This window comes from Pseudomonas sp. B111 (assembly GCF_026428275.1).
GTDB lineage: Bacteria > Pseudomonadota > Gammaproteobacteria > Pseudomonadales > Pseudomonadaceae > Pseudomonas > Pseudomonas aeruginosa.
Genome location: NZ_CP097857.1, coordinates 4,195,809 through 4,211,892, shown reverse-complemented (window position 1 = coordinate 4,211,892; position 16,084 = coordinate 4,195,809). Strand labels below are relative to the sequence as shown.

General features: G+C 60.2%; 12 protein-coding genes. 11 read left to right on the top strand and 1 reads right to left on the bottom strand.

Annotation, left to right across the window (positions count from 1 at the left end; genetic code table 11):
• Positions 1-298 precede the first annotated feature (298 nt).
• The 8 genes from M6E97_RS19605 to M6E97_RS19570 all read left to right on the top strand — a co-directional run bounded on the left by M6E97_RS19605 (position 299) and on the right by M6E97_RS19570 (position 11,856).
• A complete protein-coding gene (locus M6E97_RS19605; protein WP_152904804.1) occupies positions 299-1,963 on the top strand; it encodes a DUF1302 domain-containing protein in 1,665 nt (554 codons plus the stop codon).
• Between the two features lie 24 nt (positions 1,964-1,987).
• A complete protein-coding gene (locus M6E97_RS19600; RefSeq protein WP_049311167.1) occupies positions 1,988-3,355 on the top strand; it encodes a DUF1329 domain-containing protein in 1,368 nt (455 codons plus the stop codon).
• A gap of 136 nt (positions 3,356-3,491) precedes the next feature.
• Positions 3,492-4,616 (top strand): WD40/YVTN/BNR-like repeat-containing protein, encoded by a 1,125-nt coding sequence (locus M6E97_RS19595; protein WP_235565025.1) that lies wholly within the window; start codon positions 3,492-3,494, stop codon positions 4,614-4,616.
• Between the two features lie 33 nt (positions 4,617-4,649).
• Entirely contained in the window at positions 4,650-7,145 is a 2,496-nt protein-coding gene (locus tag M6E97_RS19590) for an efflux RND transporter permease subunit (RefSeq protein WP_033970175.1), read from the top strand.
• Between the two features lie 72 nt (positions 7,146-7,217).
• Positions 7,218-8,189, top strand: a complete 972-nt coding sequence (locus M6E97_RS19585; protein ID WP_033970176.1) for a lactoylglutathione lyase — start codon at positions 7,218-7,220, stop codon at positions 8,187-8,189.
• Entirely contained in the window at positions 8,186-9,004 is an 819-nt protein-coding gene (locus M6E97_RS19580) for an enoyl-CoA hydratase/isomerase family protein (protein WP_033970177.1), read from the top strand. Before M6E97_RS19585 ends, M6E97_RS19580 begins: the two co-directional genes overlap by 4 nt.
• Positions 9,005-9,040: 36 nt before the next feature.
• A complete protein-coding gene (locus M6E97_RS19575; protein WP_033970178.1) occupies positions 9,041-9,862 on the top strand; it encodes an SDR family NAD(P)-dependent oxidoreductase in 822 nt (273 codons plus the stop codon).
• A 380-nt stretch (positions 9,863-10,242) separates the two neighbouring features.
• Positions 10,243-11,856, top strand: a complete 1,614-nt coding sequence (locus M6E97_RS19570) for a phytoene desaturase family protein (protein WP_049311166.1) — start codon at positions 10,243-10,245, stop codon at positions 11,854-11,856.
• A gap of 33 nt (positions 11,857-11,889) precedes the next feature.
• Here M6E97_RS19570 and M6E97_RS19565 read toward each other — a convergent pair whose 3' ends face one another.
• Positions 11,890-12,543 carry a TetR/AcrR family transcriptional regulator gene (locus M6E97_RS19565; protein ID WP_033970184.1) on the bottom strand — a complete coding sequence of 218 codons (654 nt, stop codon included), beginning with the start codon at positions 12,541-12,543 and terminating at the stop codon, positions 11,890-11,892.
• Between the two features lie 265 nt (positions 12,544-12,808).
• On the opposite strand from M6E97_RS19565, the gene M6E97_RS19560 reads away from it, so the two are divergent.
• From M6E97_RS19560 to M6E97_RS19550, 3 genes are all read left to right on the top strand, one after another.
• The gene (locus M6E97_RS19560) at positions 12,809-14,089 is read left to right on the top strand and encodes a cytochrome P450 (RefSeq protein WP_033970185.1); all 1,281 of its coding nucleotides are present in this window, start codon (positions 12,809-12,811) and stop codon (positions 14,087-14,089) included.
• A 52-nt stretch (positions 14,090-14,141) separates the two neighbouring features.
• Positions 14,142-15,173 carry a hypothetical protein gene (locus M6E97_RS19555; protein ID WP_049311165.1) on the top strand — a complete coding sequence of 344 codons (1,032 nt, stop codon included), beginning with the start codon at positions 14,142-14,144 and terminating at the stop codon, positions 15,171-15,173.
• 109 nt (positions 15,174-15,282) lie between these two features.
• The gene (locus M6E97_RS19550) at positions 15,283-16,071 is read left to right on the top strand and encodes an SDR family NAD(P)-dependent oxidoreductase (protein ID WP_043158254.1); all 789 of its coding nucleotides are present in this window, start codon (positions 15,283-15,285) and stop codon (positions 16,069-16,071) included.
• The last annotated feature ends 13 nt before the right edge of the window (positions 16,072-16,084 follow it).

Genomic DNA, 16,084 nt, shown 5'->3' with positions numbered 1-16,084 from the left:
TCTCGCACTCTGCCTGGCCCGGCGTCTGTGAAGGTCCTATATGGGGCCAAGCTGCGTGTATTCCGGGAGCGTGGGGCGCCTCTAAGCAGGGAGCTCAGTGCGCGTGTATTATTCTGAGTATAGAATTGAAATCTGCATATGGAATTTTTTGCAGTAGTCGGCTAGGGTGCTGATAGGTTTGATGGAACGTTTCTGCGATTGTTGTACATAAATTGCCGAGGGGCTCAGGCGAGGCCGGTAGGGGCAGTAGTGCGATTCCGCTCCTAAGTGTTTGAAAATAAAAATAAAAGGATCTGAGATGAACGCGATGGCAATGAAGATGTCTGGGCGCAAGTCCCTCGTTCTCAGCGGTCTGGCCTTGGCTGTAATGGGGCAGGTCGGTGGCGTGATGGCGATGGATATCGATGTCGGTAACCCCGACCTGCGACTGCGCTGGGACAACACCGTGCGGTACAACCTCGGGGTTCGGACTGAGGGGCAGGATCACAAGATCATGAACAACCCGAACTACGACGAGTCCGATGGCAAGTTCGACAAAGGCGATATCGTCACCAATCGCCTTGATTTGCTCAGTGAGATTGACCTCTCCTTCCGCGATCAGTACGGCGCACGCCTGAGCGCCGCGGCCTGGTACGACGATGCCTACCACGATACTGACGTGAAGAGTAACGTCCCGGGCTATTCGACCAGTTACAACCGGGATCGATACAGTTCCGAAACCAAACGTTATGCACTCGGCCCCTCCGGTGAAATCCTGGATGCCTTTGTGTGGAGCAACTTTCAGTTGGGGCAGACGCCCGTCAACGTCAAGGTTGGCCGGCACACCAACTACTGGGGGGAGGGGCTACTGTTCGGCGCCCATGCAGTGTCTTATTCCCAGGCACCTACCGATGGCATGAAAGCAGTGACCAGTCCAGGTATTGAGACTAAAGAGGTATTCCTGCCGATCGGGCAGATTTCGGCGAAAGCCCAAGTCACCGACAACCTCTCCATTGCCGGTCAGTATTTCTACGAGTGGGATAACACCCGCTTCCCGTACGGTGGAACCTACTTCGGCGCAGCCGACCCCTTCTTCGAAGGCCCTGACAGGTTGCCTGCGGCTCCAGGCTTCAATCTCAATCATGCGTCTTCTAAGCGTGGGCGCGATGGCGAGAACTGGGGAGTGATGGCCAAGCTAAATGTCGAGGCTATCGAAACTACCTTCGGTGCTTACTATCGCCAGTTCGACGATTACCAACCCTGGCTATCGCCACAGGTGGATGCTGCTCATCGCCAATATCGACTGGTTTATCCGCGGGATGTCAAGTTGTTGGGGGTCAGTGCTTCCCGGGCTATCGGCAGCGCTGCAGTAGGTGCTGAGCTGTCCTATCGCAAGGATGGGGCGCTCAATGCTACGGGGGTTAGCCTGCTGGACGACGAGGGGCCGCGTGGCGACACCATCCACTTCGTGGCCAACGCCGTGTACGGTGTGCCGCGTAACTTCATCGCCGATAACGCAACGCTGGTTACTGAGTTCGCTTACAGCCATTTGGATAAGGTGACGGAGCACGAGGAGCTGTACAAGGGAGAAGGCTACAAATGCGTAGATGTTCAAACCGGTGGTAAGGGTGACAAATCCGATGGTTGCTCTACCCGTGATTACTATGCAGTGGCGCTGAACTACACCCCGCAATATGTCGAAATCTTGCCATCGTGGACCCTTGATGTGCCGCTGACCATTAACTATGGCCTGCATGGCAATGCCGCCAGCGCAGGCGGTGGCAGTGAGGGCGCGCTTTCATGGTCGGTCGGTGCCAAGATGACCTACCGCCAGGAACATGAATTCAGTCTGCGCTATGCCGACGTATCCGCGCAGGAGAAGAACTCCCTGAATGCCAATGGCGAGCGGATGGTCAATGGCAACGGTAACGTTGGCGGTACCGACCGTGGTTGGTTGGTTTTCACCTACAAAACCTCCTTTTAATAATTCCAAGAACGGAGACTGGTCATGAAACTTCGACTCGCCTTAGCCCTTGCCTTTAGTGGACTCTCTTTGCCGGTACTGGCTGCAGTGAGCCAGCAGGAAGCCGCTGAACTTGGCAAGGACCTGACGCCCTGGGGGGCGATCAAAGCTGGTAATGCCGATGGCACCATCCCTGCCTATGAGGGGGGGCTGAAGAAGGCCCCGCCTGGGTTCCAGCCGGACAGTGGATTCTGGGTCGATCCCTTCAAGGATGAGAAACCCCTGTTCCGCATCACTGCTGCGAATGCCGACAAGTACGCGGACAAGCTCAGTGAGGGACAAAAGGCCCTCCTCAAGCGCAATCCTGATACTTGGTACATGGATATCTACCCAAGCCATCGGACAACCGCCTATCCCGACGCAGTGGTAAACGCCACATTACGCAATGCCACCGGTTGCCAGGTGCAAAAGGATGGCCTAGCGGTCGACCCTGCCTGTCGTGGCGGCCTGCCGTTCCCTATCCCGAAGAACGGCAACGAGGTGATGTGGAATCAGCAACTGCGCTACAAGATTGGTCCGGGCTATTCCACCACCAGCTCTTCCAATAGCTGGGTGATAGATACGAATGGCCAAGTGACTAAGACCGCCGAGCAGGCGACCTTCGAAGAAACGCCGTTCTACCAGACCAGCCAGGCTGATCGCGATCCGATGATGTACGCCAGGGTGTATTCGCTGAACAACTTCCCCGCGCGGCGGGCGGGAGAGGTGATCGTCCTCAACGATTTCCTCGATCCGGAATCCAAGCCGCGCCGTTCCTTCAGCTACACCCCAGGGCAGCGCCGGGTCAAGTTGGCCCCTGAGTTCAACTTCGACACTCCTGTAGCTAGCCAGGGTGGAGTGACTTTGTTCGATGAGCTGCAGATGTTCTCTGGTAGCCAGGACCGCTTCGACTACAAACTGGTAGGCCGTAAGGAAATGTACATTCCCTATAACGCCTACAAGTTCTACTTCGGCTGCAAGCAGGACGAGCAATTCCTCAAGAGTCACGCCAACCCCGCTTGCGAGCGCTGGGAGCTGCACCGTGTCTGGGTGGTCGAAGCCACGCTCAAGCCGGGCATGCGCCACGTCTACAGCAAGCGTACCTACTACCTCGACGAAGATACCTTCGGCATCGGCCTTTACGACGCCTGGGACAAGAGCGGTGCACTGTACCGGTCGATCTTCCTCAGTGGCGTGCAGATCTACGACAAGAACATCCCGTACAACGTTAAAAACGTCGTATACGACTTCAACAAGGGGATGTGGGCACTGCTGAACGATGCGCTTAAAGGTGGTTATCGCTTCACCGATGTGCCCTATTCGGAACGTCAGATGAACCCGGAGGCGATCGTTTCCCGCGTCACTCAGCGTTGACTGTGAGCCTGCGCGATATTGCTTGCGTGGGCAGATGACAAGAAATGGGCGCGCCGGTGTGGTTGCTTTGGCCGGACGCGCCCGGTGGTTGAGGAAAATAACAATGACAAGCCCTTGCCGTGACCTGATCCACTCGATGCACCGCCTGCTGACTGGCAGATGGCAAGTTCGCCGGCAGGTACTGTTGGCTGTGGCTTCGACCTCTCTGTTGCTGTCCGCTTCGTCGTTTGCTGGTGCGGCGACGGTTGTCGGGCATGACGTCCTGAGCAAGCCTGCTCTGAAGATAAGCCCCCATATACGCCCTCCAATGGTTGCTGTGACCTACTCGGGCGAGGCACTGCTCGGTGTCGGTCCACATGGTGTGATCCTGCGCTCGGAAGACTATGGCCAGAATTGGAGCCAGGTTCCCAGTCCAGTTTCCAGCGACCTGGTGCAAGTACGCTTCACCGATCCGAAGAATGGCTGGATTGTCGGCCACGACGCTTTGCTATTGCACAGCGGTGACGGTGGTCGGAGCTGGCAGGTACGCCTGGATGGAAGACAGGTGCTTGTGTTGCTGCGCGAGTACTACTCGCGAGCAGAGAAAGCCGGAGATCAGCAGGCTGGCGACTTGCTGCGTGAAATTGACCTAGCAATGAAAACCTCTGCGACACCGGATGTCTTGCCCACCCCGTTGCTCGATGTCTCCTTCGATGACAAGGGTACCGGCTTTGTAGTCGGCGCTTTCGGACTCATGCTGCGCAGCGAAGATGCAGGAGCCACCTGGGAGCCCTGGATTGAGCGCGCAGATAACGAGCGGCGGATGCATCTCTATGGGCTTGCCCAACACCACGGTCAGTTTTACGCCTGTGGTGAGCAAGGGCTACTGATGCGCTTGGACGCCGAGTCGCAGCGCTTCGTTAGAGTCGAGACGCCCTATGGCGGAACCTTCTTTGGTGTTGCCGCGCATGATGGCTTGCTGCTTGCCTATGGCCTGCGCGGAAATCTGTATGCCAGCCAGGATGATGGCCGGGACTGGCGCAAGGTGGAAGCCGGATTGGACAGCAGTGTGGTGGGCCTGGTTGAGGAAGCGGGTTCGCTGGTGCTGGTCAGCCAGAGCGGGCGGTTGGCGGTACTCGAACCGAGTTCATTGCTGGTGCGGCCCCTCGAGCCGATGCGCTCCAGCGAAGTTTATGCGGCGAGCCGAACTGGACAGGATGGCCACTTGCTTGTTGCTACCTATGCCGGCGCACGGGTAGTGCAGATCGCTACGGCGAAATAAACCAGCGGCTTACCCTCCAGAGAGAACGTAGAAATGGTCGAGCAGAAGTACAACAGTGGAATGCCGGTGATCCCTAACCTTCGGGATTTCGACATGACCTCCGGCGGGTATCTCGAGCGAGTGATCTTCAACAATCGCATCCTGGTGTTGCTGGTATGCCTTGTTGCCACCCTGGTGCTGGGTTTCCATGCGACTCGCTTGCAGGTCAATGCCAGCTTCGAAAAGATGATTCCTAGCACCAGCCCGTACATCAAAAATTATCTTGCCTACAAGAGCGAGTTGCCGGGGCTCGGTAACAGCGTGCGGATCGTGGTGGAGAACAAGCAGGGAGATATCTACGACCATGACTACCTGACCGCACTGCAGAAGGTGAATGACACCCTATACCTGATTCCTGGGGTCGATCGGTCCTGGATGAAATCTCTGTGGATGCCGATCGTGCGCTGGAAGGAGGTCACCGAGGAGGGTATCGACGGCGGTGCGGTGATGCCTGCCGATTACAACGGTAGCCCGACGTCCATCGACAAGCTTCGGCGCAATATCGCGCGCGCAGGCATCTTGGGAAGCCTGGTGGCCAACGACAATCGATCCAGCATGATTGTCGCCCCCTTATTGGAAACCAATCCCCAGACTGGCCAGCCGCTGAACTACCGTGAGTTCTCCAGCCAGTTGGAGAACCAGTTACGGTCGATGGAGAGCGAGTCGATTGGTATCCATATCGTTGGCTTCAGCAAACTGGTCGGTGATCTGATCGATGGCCTCTATGCGGTCATGCTGTTCTTCGGCGCGTCGGTGATCATCGCCGCAGTCTTCGTCTACTTCTATACCCGCTGCCTGCGCAGCACTTTGCTGCTGGTTGGCATCGCCGTGGCTGGCGTAATCTGGCTGCTTGGCCTGATGGAGTTACTCGGCTACGAACTGGATCCTTACTCGATCCTGGTGCCGTTCCTGATCTTCGCCATAGGGATTTCCCATGGCACGCAGAAGATGAACGGCATTCTCCAGGACATCGGACGTGGCACACATAAGTACATCGCTGCCCGCTACACCTTCCGCCGTTTGTTCCTGACCGGGTTGACAGCGTTGCTGTGTAATATCGTCGGCTTCGCCGTCCTGGTGATCATCGACATCCCGGTAATTCGCGACCTGGCCTTGACCACTAGTATCGGTGTGGCTGTGCTGATCTTCACCAAATTGCTGCTGATCCCCGTAGCGCTGTCTTATCTCGGGGTAAGTCAGAAGGCTGCACGGATCGCCATTGAGAAGGATCGCGCCGGGGAGTCTAACCGCGGATTCCTCGGCCATATCTGGCATGGTCTTGACCGTTTCACCGAGCGTCCCTGGTCGATCGGCGTGATCGCCTTGTCCGTTATCGTTACCGCAGCCTGCAGTGTGGTCATGCTTCACCTCAAGGTCGGTGACCTTGACCCTGGGGCGCCGGAGTTGCGGCCAGACTCGCGCTACAACCGGGACAACGCATTCATCACCGCTAACTATGGGCTGTCTAGCGACCAGTTCGTGGTGATCATGAAGACCAATGAGGACAACTGCCGCCTTTACCAACCGTTGCAGACCATGGACCGGCTGGCTTGGCAGTTGCGCCAGACTGAGGGAGTGCAGACCACCAGTTCGCTGGCCGAGACCGTCCGTTTCTTCACTGCGGGCATGGCTGAAGGTAGTGGCAAGTGGCTGACCATCAGTCGCGACCAGGCAATCACCAACTCCTCGGTCGATTCGGCGATGATCTCCGCACCGGGAATCACCAACCAGAAATGTTCGGTTACACCGCTGATTGCCTACCTGGCTGATCACAAGGCTGACACGCTCACTCGCGTGCTGCGGGTTGCCGAGGAGTTCGCCAAACAGAATAACGTCAGCACTGGAGAGCAACCGGTCGAGTTCCTCCTTGCTGCCGGTAACGCCGGTATCGAGGCTGCTACCAATATCGAGGTGGAGCGGGGCATCGTCACCATGTACCTGGCGGTATACGGCGCCACGGCTCTACTTTGCCTACTCACCTTCCGTAGCTGGCGCGCCACGCTGGTAGCGCTGATACCGTTGCTGATGACGACCATCATCTGCAAGGCTTTGATGGTGTGGCTGGGCATTGGCCTGAAGGTAGCGACCTTACCGGTCATCGCCGTGGGCGTGGGCGTCGGCGTCGACTATGCCCTGTATCTGCTCAGTGTGCAGTTGGCGGTGCAGGAGCGTGGTGGCAGCTTGATCGTGGCTTATCGGCGCTCCCTCGACTTTACCGGCAGAGTGGTTGCCCTGATCGGTTTGACCATGGCGGCGGGGGTCGTTACCTGGGCCTGGTCACCCATCAAGTTCCAGGCTGACATGGGAATCCTGCTGACCTTTATGTTCCTCTGGAACATGCTCGGCGCCCTTGTTCTCATCCCGGCCCTGTCCCACTTCCTGCTCAACCCCAAAGCACGTCCCGCGGAGCCCCAAGTGGCTGGTAGCACAGCGCCTGTCTCTCTCGGGAAAGGTACAGACGCGAATACCCAGGCTGCTACCGCCCATTGATCAATCCAGTCCGCAGGGGCGGATGCTCAGTGGCATTCCGCCGTGCCTAGCCGACGACAAGAGGAAAATCGCATGTTCGAATTGTTGATGAGCGCCGACATGATGGTGCCGGATCCTGACGGGATGGCCGAGAAGTTGGTAGACAAGCTTGGTATCTATAAGCATGAGCGGTGGCGGCAGGCGTTCGACAACCATCCCTACATCGCGCATTTTCTGAGGGTGCACAAATCCCTGGCGGTAGCGCCGACGCGCATTGAGCCGCAGTGGCACCTCGACAAGCCGAATCCCGGAGACCCGTTGTTCCACGATTTCCTGGAAAGCCTCAAGGACTATCAGGGGCATCACCGGCCGATGATTACCCACTCCATCGTCCTGGCTCTGCATCGCGAGAAGTTCGTTGTGCTGGTAGATAAGCTGATGCGTCGCCGCCTGCCGTTCCGCATGGCACAGCGCACGCCGGAGATGCCATTTGATCGCCTGTGGCTCGGCGCCACGCCGGAGCGGCCGTATTACCAGCCCTCGGTCGACGGTGGTCTATGCATCGAGATCATGGAGACCGAACCGCTGCAGATGCCGGCGGAAACCTACACCCTGCCGCCGGCACAACCTCGCGATCTAGCGCCCGGCAGTATGGTGCGGGTGACTGCTCGCGGCTTCCTGGTGCGTGACTTGGACGAGACCTTGCGCAAGGTGTCCACTAACCTTGACTGGGAACCCAGTGGTCCGGTGGAACAACTGCGAGAGGAAGGTTACCGGCGTGCGCGCATGGGCTTTACTGTTGCCAACAGTGCGACCCTCGATGTGCTTGAGGCAACTCAATGGAACACCGATGCCGGCCACTACTTGAACAATTGGGGCCCGGGCCCGTACTACATCCGTATCGGCGTCAACGACCTGGCAGCCAAGGCCGAAGATCTGCGTGCGCGGGGTACAGCTTTCCGGTGGATCGAGTCGAGCGAGGCAGTTGGTGGCCGGCCGCTGATCAAGGTCGATCCTAGGGAGCTGGACGGCCAAGTGTTCGAGTTCGAGGAGGTGAGTGTATGACCTCCGGTTCGGATGCATTGGATCCGCTGTTGATCAATGAGTCTGTCCGCGTCGAACGAGATTCCGCTCTGGGCTGGATCGTGCTGACCCGACCCGGGCAGATCAATGCGATCAACGACGATATCCGCCTTGGTGTACCGAAGGCCCTAGGGCTGCTGGAAGCCGACCCGCAGGTGCGGGTCATCCTGATTCGCGGTGAGGGTGAACGAGGCTTTTGTGCTGGGGCGGACATCAAGGAAAAACGTGGTGAAGAGTCGGCCATACAGGTTCGCCAACGTATGGAGCGTTCGCGCTGGATCGAGTCCCTGGACGGCATCTGCAAGCCGGTGATAGCCGCCATTCATGGGTACTGCATGGGGGGAGGGCTCGAGTTGGCTCTAGCCTGTGATATCCGATTTGCTGCACCGAATGCAGTGTTCGCCCTGCCGGAAACCGGGCTGGGACTCATCCCTGGCGGCGGTGGAACCCAGCGCCTGGCGCGAGTCGTGGCTCCGGGCTTGGCCATGGATCTGTTGTTGACTGGCGAGCGCGTGAGAGCCGATGAGGCCCGCCGAATTGGCCTGGTCACTCGCCTGGCGAGCGACGAGTCCAACTGGCTTGATGAGGTCGCAGCACTTGCTCGGCTGATAGCTGCCAAGCCGCCGGCCGCTTCGGCATACGTCAAGCAGGCCGCGCGGGCTGCGTTGGAGCTGGACATCAAGCGCGGGCTTGATCTTGAGTTGGACCTGTTCGCGCTCCTGGCACCAACCAAGGATCGGCGCGAGGCCGCACTGGCATTTGCCGAGCGGCGCGAACCGCGCTTCACCGGTGAGTAACGGGAACGAGTTGAAAGTGGGGTGGAGAACAAGGTCATGACCACTATGGGAAAACTGTCTGGACGTGTTGCGATTGTCACCGGCGCCGGTGGCGGACTGGGGGCCGAATGCGCGCGGGTATTAGCCTCCCATGGTGCCTCTGTCGCCTTAGTCGACATCAATGGAGAGGCTGCTGTGGAAGTGGCGGCTTCCTTGCGATCTTCTGGTCACGAGGCGTTGGGCATCCGTACCGATGTTTCGTCGGAAGAGGATGTCCACGCCATGGTTGGCCAGGTCAAAGACCATTTCGGTCGCATTGACGTGCTGCATAACAATGCTGCGGTGCTCAATGCCGAGCAGCGGCAGCGCGATTGCGACCTGGCGAATCTCGACATGGGCGCTTTCGACCGGGCCATCGCTGTCAACCTGCGTGGAGCGGTGCTATGTACCAAACACGTCGTCCCGGTGATGTTGGAGCAAGCTGGCGGCTCGATTATTTTCGCCACCTCTGGTCTGGGGGTGCAGGGAGATATGTCGCTGACTGGTTACGCCACCTCCAAGGCGGCGTTGCTGATGCTGCCCAAACTGGTTGCCGCGCAGTACGGCAAGCAAGGGATTCGCGGCAACGCTGTGCAGATTGGTCTTGCGCCGCAGCACCCATTGCCTGAGGCCCTGCTGGAAATCATGCGTGACAACCACTGCACGCCCGAGTTGGGTACCCCACGGCAAATCGCGGACGTGGTGGCTTTCCTCGCCTCCGACGAATCGTCGTTCATCACTGGCAGTACCCTGGTGGCCGATGGCGGCTTCAGTAGCCACACTCCGTCACTAGTCGCGATGCGTAAACTGTTCGCCCAGATGGGCCGCAATAGCATGTAGGCGAAGCCGGGCCGGTAGAGCCGGCTAGGTCCTGCACCCAGGAGCTGATGCTCACTCCGCAGCGATCCGAATGGACCTGGGTGAGCATGTCAGTGTCTGGAGAGACCAAGCGTATCTCTTCGGTCGTTGCGATTTCATCGGCCATTCCCTTTAAAACTTTATTCGTGGTCACCGAGGGTGATGCCGGCGAGAGCTGTGTCGTGCGTCGCAGGGAACGCTGGGGAGTTGTTTTACTGCCGGTAAAACGATGAACAACCGCTGCCAAGAGGTTGTTGCTAGCGTTGCCTTCCTGCTGAAGGGCAGGGCCCTAGCTTTCTGGCAAGCGGTAAAGCGTCCCAGCGAGAGATTGTCAGGCCGCCTGGCGCTTACTCACAACAGCAATGAACAAGAACAATCAAACCATGAAAAATGACAACACGGATTTCGATGTAATTATCGTGGGTGGTGGCACCAACGGTCTGTCGGCTGGTTGCTATCTAGGGATGGATGGCAAGAAGGTGCTGGTGCTCGAAGCGCTGGACAAGGTCGGCGGCATGGCTTCATCGGGCTACCTGATCCCCGAGGCGCCACAGCACCTGGTGCACCCCTGCGCCATGGACATGATGTCCATGCGCGTGCATGCCCACGTACCCCGTGAGCTGGAACTCGAACGGCACGGTTTCAAGTCGATCGAGCTGTCGCCGGGCTACGTTTACCTGCACCCGGATGGCACCTCGCTGGTGTTCTGGCGTGATCGCCAGCAGACCGCTGCGGAAATTCGCCGTTACAGTCCCAGAGATGCCGAGGCGTTCCTCGAATTCATGAAGGTCATCGACCTGTTTCTCGACATCGCCCTGCCGATGATGCGAGTCGATCCGGCACGCACCAACCTGATGGCCAAGCTGAAGATGGTGGGAACCGCACTCAAGCGGCGCAAGCACAAGCCCGAGCTGATGGCGCTGATGACCGGTTCCGCGCACCAGGCCGCGCGCGAGCGCTTCGAGCATCCGGTGACCATCTCCGCGATGTGCGCGCTGACCGGCCTGGCGGGTGACATCAGTGCCGACGGCGGCGGCATCTACTATGCCTTGCTGGGGTTCCTCCATCGCTTCGGCGTCGGCCGGGTCATCGGTGGCATGCAGCAGCTCAGCAATGCCATGCGTGCGCGCCTGGAAGAACTGGGCGGCCAGGTCATGACCTCGGCCCGCGTCGAAGAAATCCTTGCCAGTCAGGGCAAGGTTCGCGGCGTCCGGCTGGCCGACGGGCGTGAATTCACGGCGCGCGCGGTCATTGCCGGTTGTCACCCCAAAGTGGCGCTGGAGATGGTCAGCGCCGGTGAAATGCCGAGAAACCTGCTGACCCGTATCGCCCTGGCGCCGGCCAACGCCAGGGGCTCGGGGCCGCTCAAGGTCGACCTAGCGCTCGACGGGCAGATCTCCGTGCCGCGCTTCGAGGCGGCCAGGGGTGACGGCGTCGATTTGCGCAAAGCCTGCCTGATGATCGGCACGGAAGAGGCGGTGCTGGAGAACTTCGCCGCCAGCGCCCGTGGCGAAGTACCGCGCCTACCGTACATCACCATGGTTGCGCCCAACTCGGTGGATCCCTCGCAGTCGCCGCCGGGCCAGGACGTGCTCTACATCTATCCGCCGGTGATGCCGGTCGCCCCGCGCGAAGGCTGGGACGCGCTCAGGGAGCGGGTGGCCGATCAGGTGGTCGAGCAGTTGTCCGAATACGTGGAGGGCATCCAGGGGCATGTGATCGGTCGCTGGATCGAGGCGGCGCCGGATTTCACCGCTCGCCTGAACACGGTGAACGGTTGCGTGGTGCATATCGATACCACGTCCATGCGTTCCAGCGCCATGCGCCCGGCCTACGGGCTGGGTGGCGACACGCTGCCGATCGAAGGGCTGTACCTGGGCAGTGCCGGCATTCACCCGGGCGGCGGCGTCAACGGCATGGCTGGGCGGCTGGCGGCCGGCCGGGTGAAGCGCTACCTGGCGAAAGCAGGTAAGTAACAGCTGGCATCGAATGGAGCGACCGCTGCGGCCTCAGTCGCTGTGGTCGTTCTGGTTCTGCCCAATGCTCGCCAGGATGAAATCCACCGAGTACTGGCGCCAGGTGCTCATCCCTTCTTCCGAGACAGTGTCCAGGCCGGCCAATGCCGACATCGAATAGCGGTTGGTGAACCAGCCGGTGGTCACCAGCGCGGCGGTGGCGAGAAACAGCCGGGGGTTGATGTCGGTCTTGAAGTCACCGGCCACGGCGCCGCGGCGCAGGATGCCGTCGAGCTTGTCGATCAGCGTCGGCGTCAGTTCGAGGAAGCGGTTGCGCGGCGTCTGGTGGGTATCGTGGTAGTGGATGCCTTCCAGGGCCAGGGCGCCGAGCAGCGGGTCATGACGGTACTGGTCGAAGAAGTGGTTGAGCATCGCGCGCATGGCTTGCCTGGGAGGCAGCGAGTCGACATCCAGTGCCACCAGCTCGGACATGACCCGTTCGGAGCATTCGTCCAGCACGGCGACGAACAGTCCCTCCTTGGAACCGTAGTAGTGATAGATCAGTTGCTTGGTGATCCCCGCTTCGCGGGCAAGCTCCTCCATACGTACGCCGGCGAGGCCCTTGTCAGCGAACTCCAGGCGTGCGGCCTCGATCAGGCGGCGGAGTGTGTTGCGTTTTCCTGGTTCGTTCTGCTCGGCAGGGTTCACCCTTTTCTCCTTATCACGACAATGGTCGATGCACTTCGTTTGACCCTGGGTAAAACGAATCGGGCCGCAGAAAAAAGGCAGCCCGTTAGTATCCCAGATCGGTGTCTCCGAAAGGATACCTTTACTTGCGGTTGGGCGAGCGAACCGGCGTGTTTCCAAATGAAAACCGCAACGGGGCACGCGCTTCCGCCAGCCTGATGGCCGGTCTGCGTACCGGCGTCACTCGACTTCCGACAACAACAATTCCACAGAGTGGTTGAATCCGATGAGTACCAGCACCGCCTCCGCCCTAGACCTCAAGAATAACTACACCGCCGTTTCCGAGACCTACCGTGGCACCGATCTGGACATCCATGAGGTGTGCCGCGAGCAGCTCCTGAAGTCACCGATCTACGAGGGCGACTTCATCACCCAGTTCGGCGTACCGACCAACGCCGGTATCCAGCAGGGAACTCGGCCGACCTTCGCCCTGTTCAAGTACCAGGACGTGATGGCCGTGCTGCGCGACGGCAACACCTACACCAGCGGGTTCATTGCCGAAGGCCTCGGCGCCTTCTTCGACGGCCTGGTGATCCTGGCCATGGACGGCGAGGCGCACCGTAAGGTGCGCGCGCTGCTGCAACCGGCCTTCATGCCCGAGAGCGTGAACAAGTGGCGCGGGCAGATCGACGAGGCGATCCGCGAGGAATACCTAAAGCCGCTGGTGCCGCAGAAGAAAGCCGACCTGATGGAGTTCGGCCTGGAACTGCCGATTCGCATCATGTACGCGCTGATGGGCTTCCCCACCGATGACCCCTCCAAGTACAAGCAATACGCCGCCTGGGCGCTGGCCATGGTCGGGGGCAACCAGATCGACCCGGCGAAGATGGCCGAGGCGCGCAAGCAGGCCGGTATCGCGGTCAAGGGCCTGTACGACGCCATCCAGGGCGTGGTGGTGCAACGCCGCGCCGAGGGCAGCCATGGCGATGACGTGGTTGGCCGCCTGCTGCGTGCCGAATACGAAGGGCGGACCCTGGACGACCATGAAGTCATCACCTTCACCCGTTCGCTGCTGCCCGCCGCCGGTGAAACCACCACACGCATGTTCGGCTCGGTGATGGCCATGCTACTCACCACCCCGGGCCTGTTGGAGCGGGTCAAGGCTGATCGCTCGCTGATTCCCAAGCTGATGGACGAAACCACCCGCTACGAGCCGGTGGCCACCTTCAAGGTGCGCGAGACAGCCAAGGACGTCGAGTTCCATGGCGTGAAGATTCCCAAGGGCTCCTTCGTGCAGTGCATGGTGGTATCTGCCAACCGTGATCCGGATGCCTTCGAGAACCCCGATGTGTTTGACATCGACCGCAAGCTCAAGCCGTCCTTCGGCTTCGGTTTCGGCCCGCATATGTGCATCGGCCAGTTTATCGCCAAGGTCGAGATCAATTGCTCGATCAACGCCATCCTCGACCTGTTCCCCAATATCCGCCTGGATCCGTCGCAGCCCGCGCCCGTCATCGAGGGCGCGCAGCTGCGCGGCGTTTCCACGCTCCCGGTGATCTGGGACTGAACCCGGTCACGCCTCGCGAACCTTTCGACAACAACGACAAGAGACGAATGCCATGAGAACGTTCAAGACGATTCCCGAGCGCGGCGACTTCGGTTTCCAGCAACTGGTCGGCCCACACAAGGTGACCGGCGCGGCGATGGCCGGCAGCCGTGGCTTTTTCGGTCTGCGCCTGAGCAAAAGCTCGCCATTCGGTTCGGTGCGCGACGAGGACGGCAACATCTATTCCTTCGTGCGCTCGCTGATGGCCCCGGGCGGTACGCCCAACCCGACCAAGTTCTACTACCTGAACAACCATGTGGATGGCGTCAACCTGCGCATGGACCACGAGAAGATGGCCCGCCAGGCGCTGACGCCACTACCGGTACAGACCCTGGAAGGCGACACGGTGCGCTGGACCAACCTGCCCGGCGAAGCGGGTAACGGCTGGGAAATCACCGCCAACAGCGAGCGCCTGACCTGGCGCGAAGATGGCCTGTTCCAGCTGGAAGGCCGCCTGCTTGGCCCGGGCCTGCAGTGGTATTTGCCCGGCGTGGAGTGGGGCACCTTCTACGTCTCGCAGCTGTGGGAGCTGTCCGGTGTCTGCGAGGGACGGCCGGTGAGGGGCGCGATGGCGCTCGACCAGTTCTACATGGCCGAGGGGGGCGCGATCCACTTCCAGAAGGATCTGGTGGTCAACAACAACAAGCACGTGATCTGGTGGTCGTTCGCCAACCTGTACGAGGACGGTAGCTGGGAGGCAGGCTCCTTCATGGTCGGCCATGATCACCTGGGTTACGCGATCTTCAGCAACGACAAGGGCGAAGTGCGCGTGACCACCGATATCGAGGGGCAGACCAGACACAAGGACGGCAGCTACTTCCTGGAGTCGGCGCGGATCGTCATCGAGGGAGAGGAAGAGTGGGAATTCCTGCCCGACCCCAGGGGCGAGATGATCGACTTCGTTGGCGGCTTCCCCGTCACCGCGCAACAGGAAGGGCGCTGGCAACGGGTCGGCGACACCCGCAAGCCTTCGCACTGGCTGGCCTGGGGCGAGTCGGATCGGCGCAACGGCTCGGCGCGCAACGTGCCGGGCGCCGATATCTGATCCGGCTTGAGCCGACGCCCGCGGTTCGTTGACCGCGGGCGCGAACCATTCCGGACAGGGGCGACCCGAGCAAGAACAATCCTGAACAAGAACAATAAGGAACCAGGTGATGAGATTCGACAAAAAGGTGGTATTGGTCACCGGCGCCGGACGTGGCATGGGCCGCGCAATCGCCCTGGCCTACGCCCGCGAAGGTGCCAGGGTCGTGGTGTCGGCACGTACGCCACGGCATGGCGAGGAAACCATTGCGCAGATCACCGCGCTGGGCGGTGAGGCCCATCTGGTCGGCGGCGATATCGCCGATCGTGCGGCAGTCGGGGCGATGGTCGACGGTGCCATCGAGGCTTTTGGGGCACTGGATATCCTGGTGCACTGCGCCGCCGATACGGCCTCTGGGCTGATCGCCGAGATGGCGGACGAGACCTTCGATCATCTGGTGCGCAGCAATATCCAGTCGCTGTTCTGGCTGGCCAAGGATGCCGCGCCCCACCTGTCCAGGGCCCAGGACAAGGGCCGGATGATCTTCATCTCCTCCGGCGAGGCCAATCGCAAATACACGCCGACGCTGATCCCCTACAGTTCCAGCAAGGCGTTCATGAATGCCTTCGCCCGTGGGTTGGCGGTGGAGTTCGGTGCGCTGAACATCCTGGTCAATGTGATCGAGCCGGGGCTGATCGGCACCGACCATATGCTCGAAACCCTGGGGGAGGAACTGCCGCATCGACTGGCCGAGCGCTTCCCCGTGCCACGCCTGGGACAGTCGGCCGATATTGCCGCCGCCTCACTATTCCTGACTTCCAGCGAGGCTTCCTATATCACCGGCACTTCGTTGCTGGTCGACGGTGGCGCCACCATGGTGGCGATGCCCAAGGTCGAAGAAATCCTCAAGGGGCATTGAGCCCGATCCGTAC

Excerpts from the sequence above, each read along its gene's own strand:
- M6E97_RS19585 (WP_033970176.1), top strand. The coding sequence starts at position 7,218 with ATGTTCGAATTGTTGATGAGCGCCGACATGATGGTGCCGGATCCTGAC.
- M6E97_RS19570 (WP_049311166.1), top strand. The coding sequence starts at position 10,243 with ATGAACAAGAACAATCAAACCATGAAAAATGACAACACGGATTTCGAT.
- M6E97_RS19580 (WP_033970177.1), top strand. The coding sequence starts at position 8,186 with ATGACCTCCGGTTCGGATGCATTGGATCCGCTGTTGATCAATGAGTCT.
- M6E97_RS19560 (WP_033970185.1), top strand. The coding sequence starts at position 12,809 with ATGAGTACCAGCACCGCCTCCGCCCTAGACCTCAAGAATAACTACACC.
- M6E97_RS19555 (WP_049311165.1), top strand. The coding sequence starts at position 14,142 with ATGAGAACGTTCAAGACGATTCCCGAGCGCGGCGACTTCGGTTTCCAG.
- M6E97_RS19600 (WP_049311167.1), top strand. The coding sequence starts at position 1,988 with ATGAAACTTCGACTCGCCTTAGCCCTTGCCTTTAGTGGACTCTCTTTG.
- M6E97_RS19595 (WP_235565025.1), top strand. The coding sequence starts at position 3,492 with ATGCACCGCCTGCTGACTGGCAGATGGCAAGTTCGCCGGCAGGTACTG.
- M6E97_RS19575 (WP_033970178.1), top strand. The coding sequence starts at position 9,041 with ATGACCACTATGGGAAAACTGTCTGGACGTGTTGCGATTGTCACCGGC.
- M6E97_RS19590 (WP_033970175.1), top strand. The coding sequence starts at position 4,650 with ATGGTCGAGCAGAAGTACAACAGTGGAATGCCGGTGATCCCTAACCTT.
- M6E97_RS19550 (WP_043158254.1), top strand. The coding sequence starts at position 15,283 with ATGAGATTCGACAAAAAGGTGGTATTGGTCACCGGCGCCGGACGTGGC.
- M6E97_RS19605 (WP_152904804.1), top strand. The coding sequence starts at position 299 with ATGAACGCGATGGCAATGAAGATGTCTGGGCGCAAGTCCCTCGTTCTC.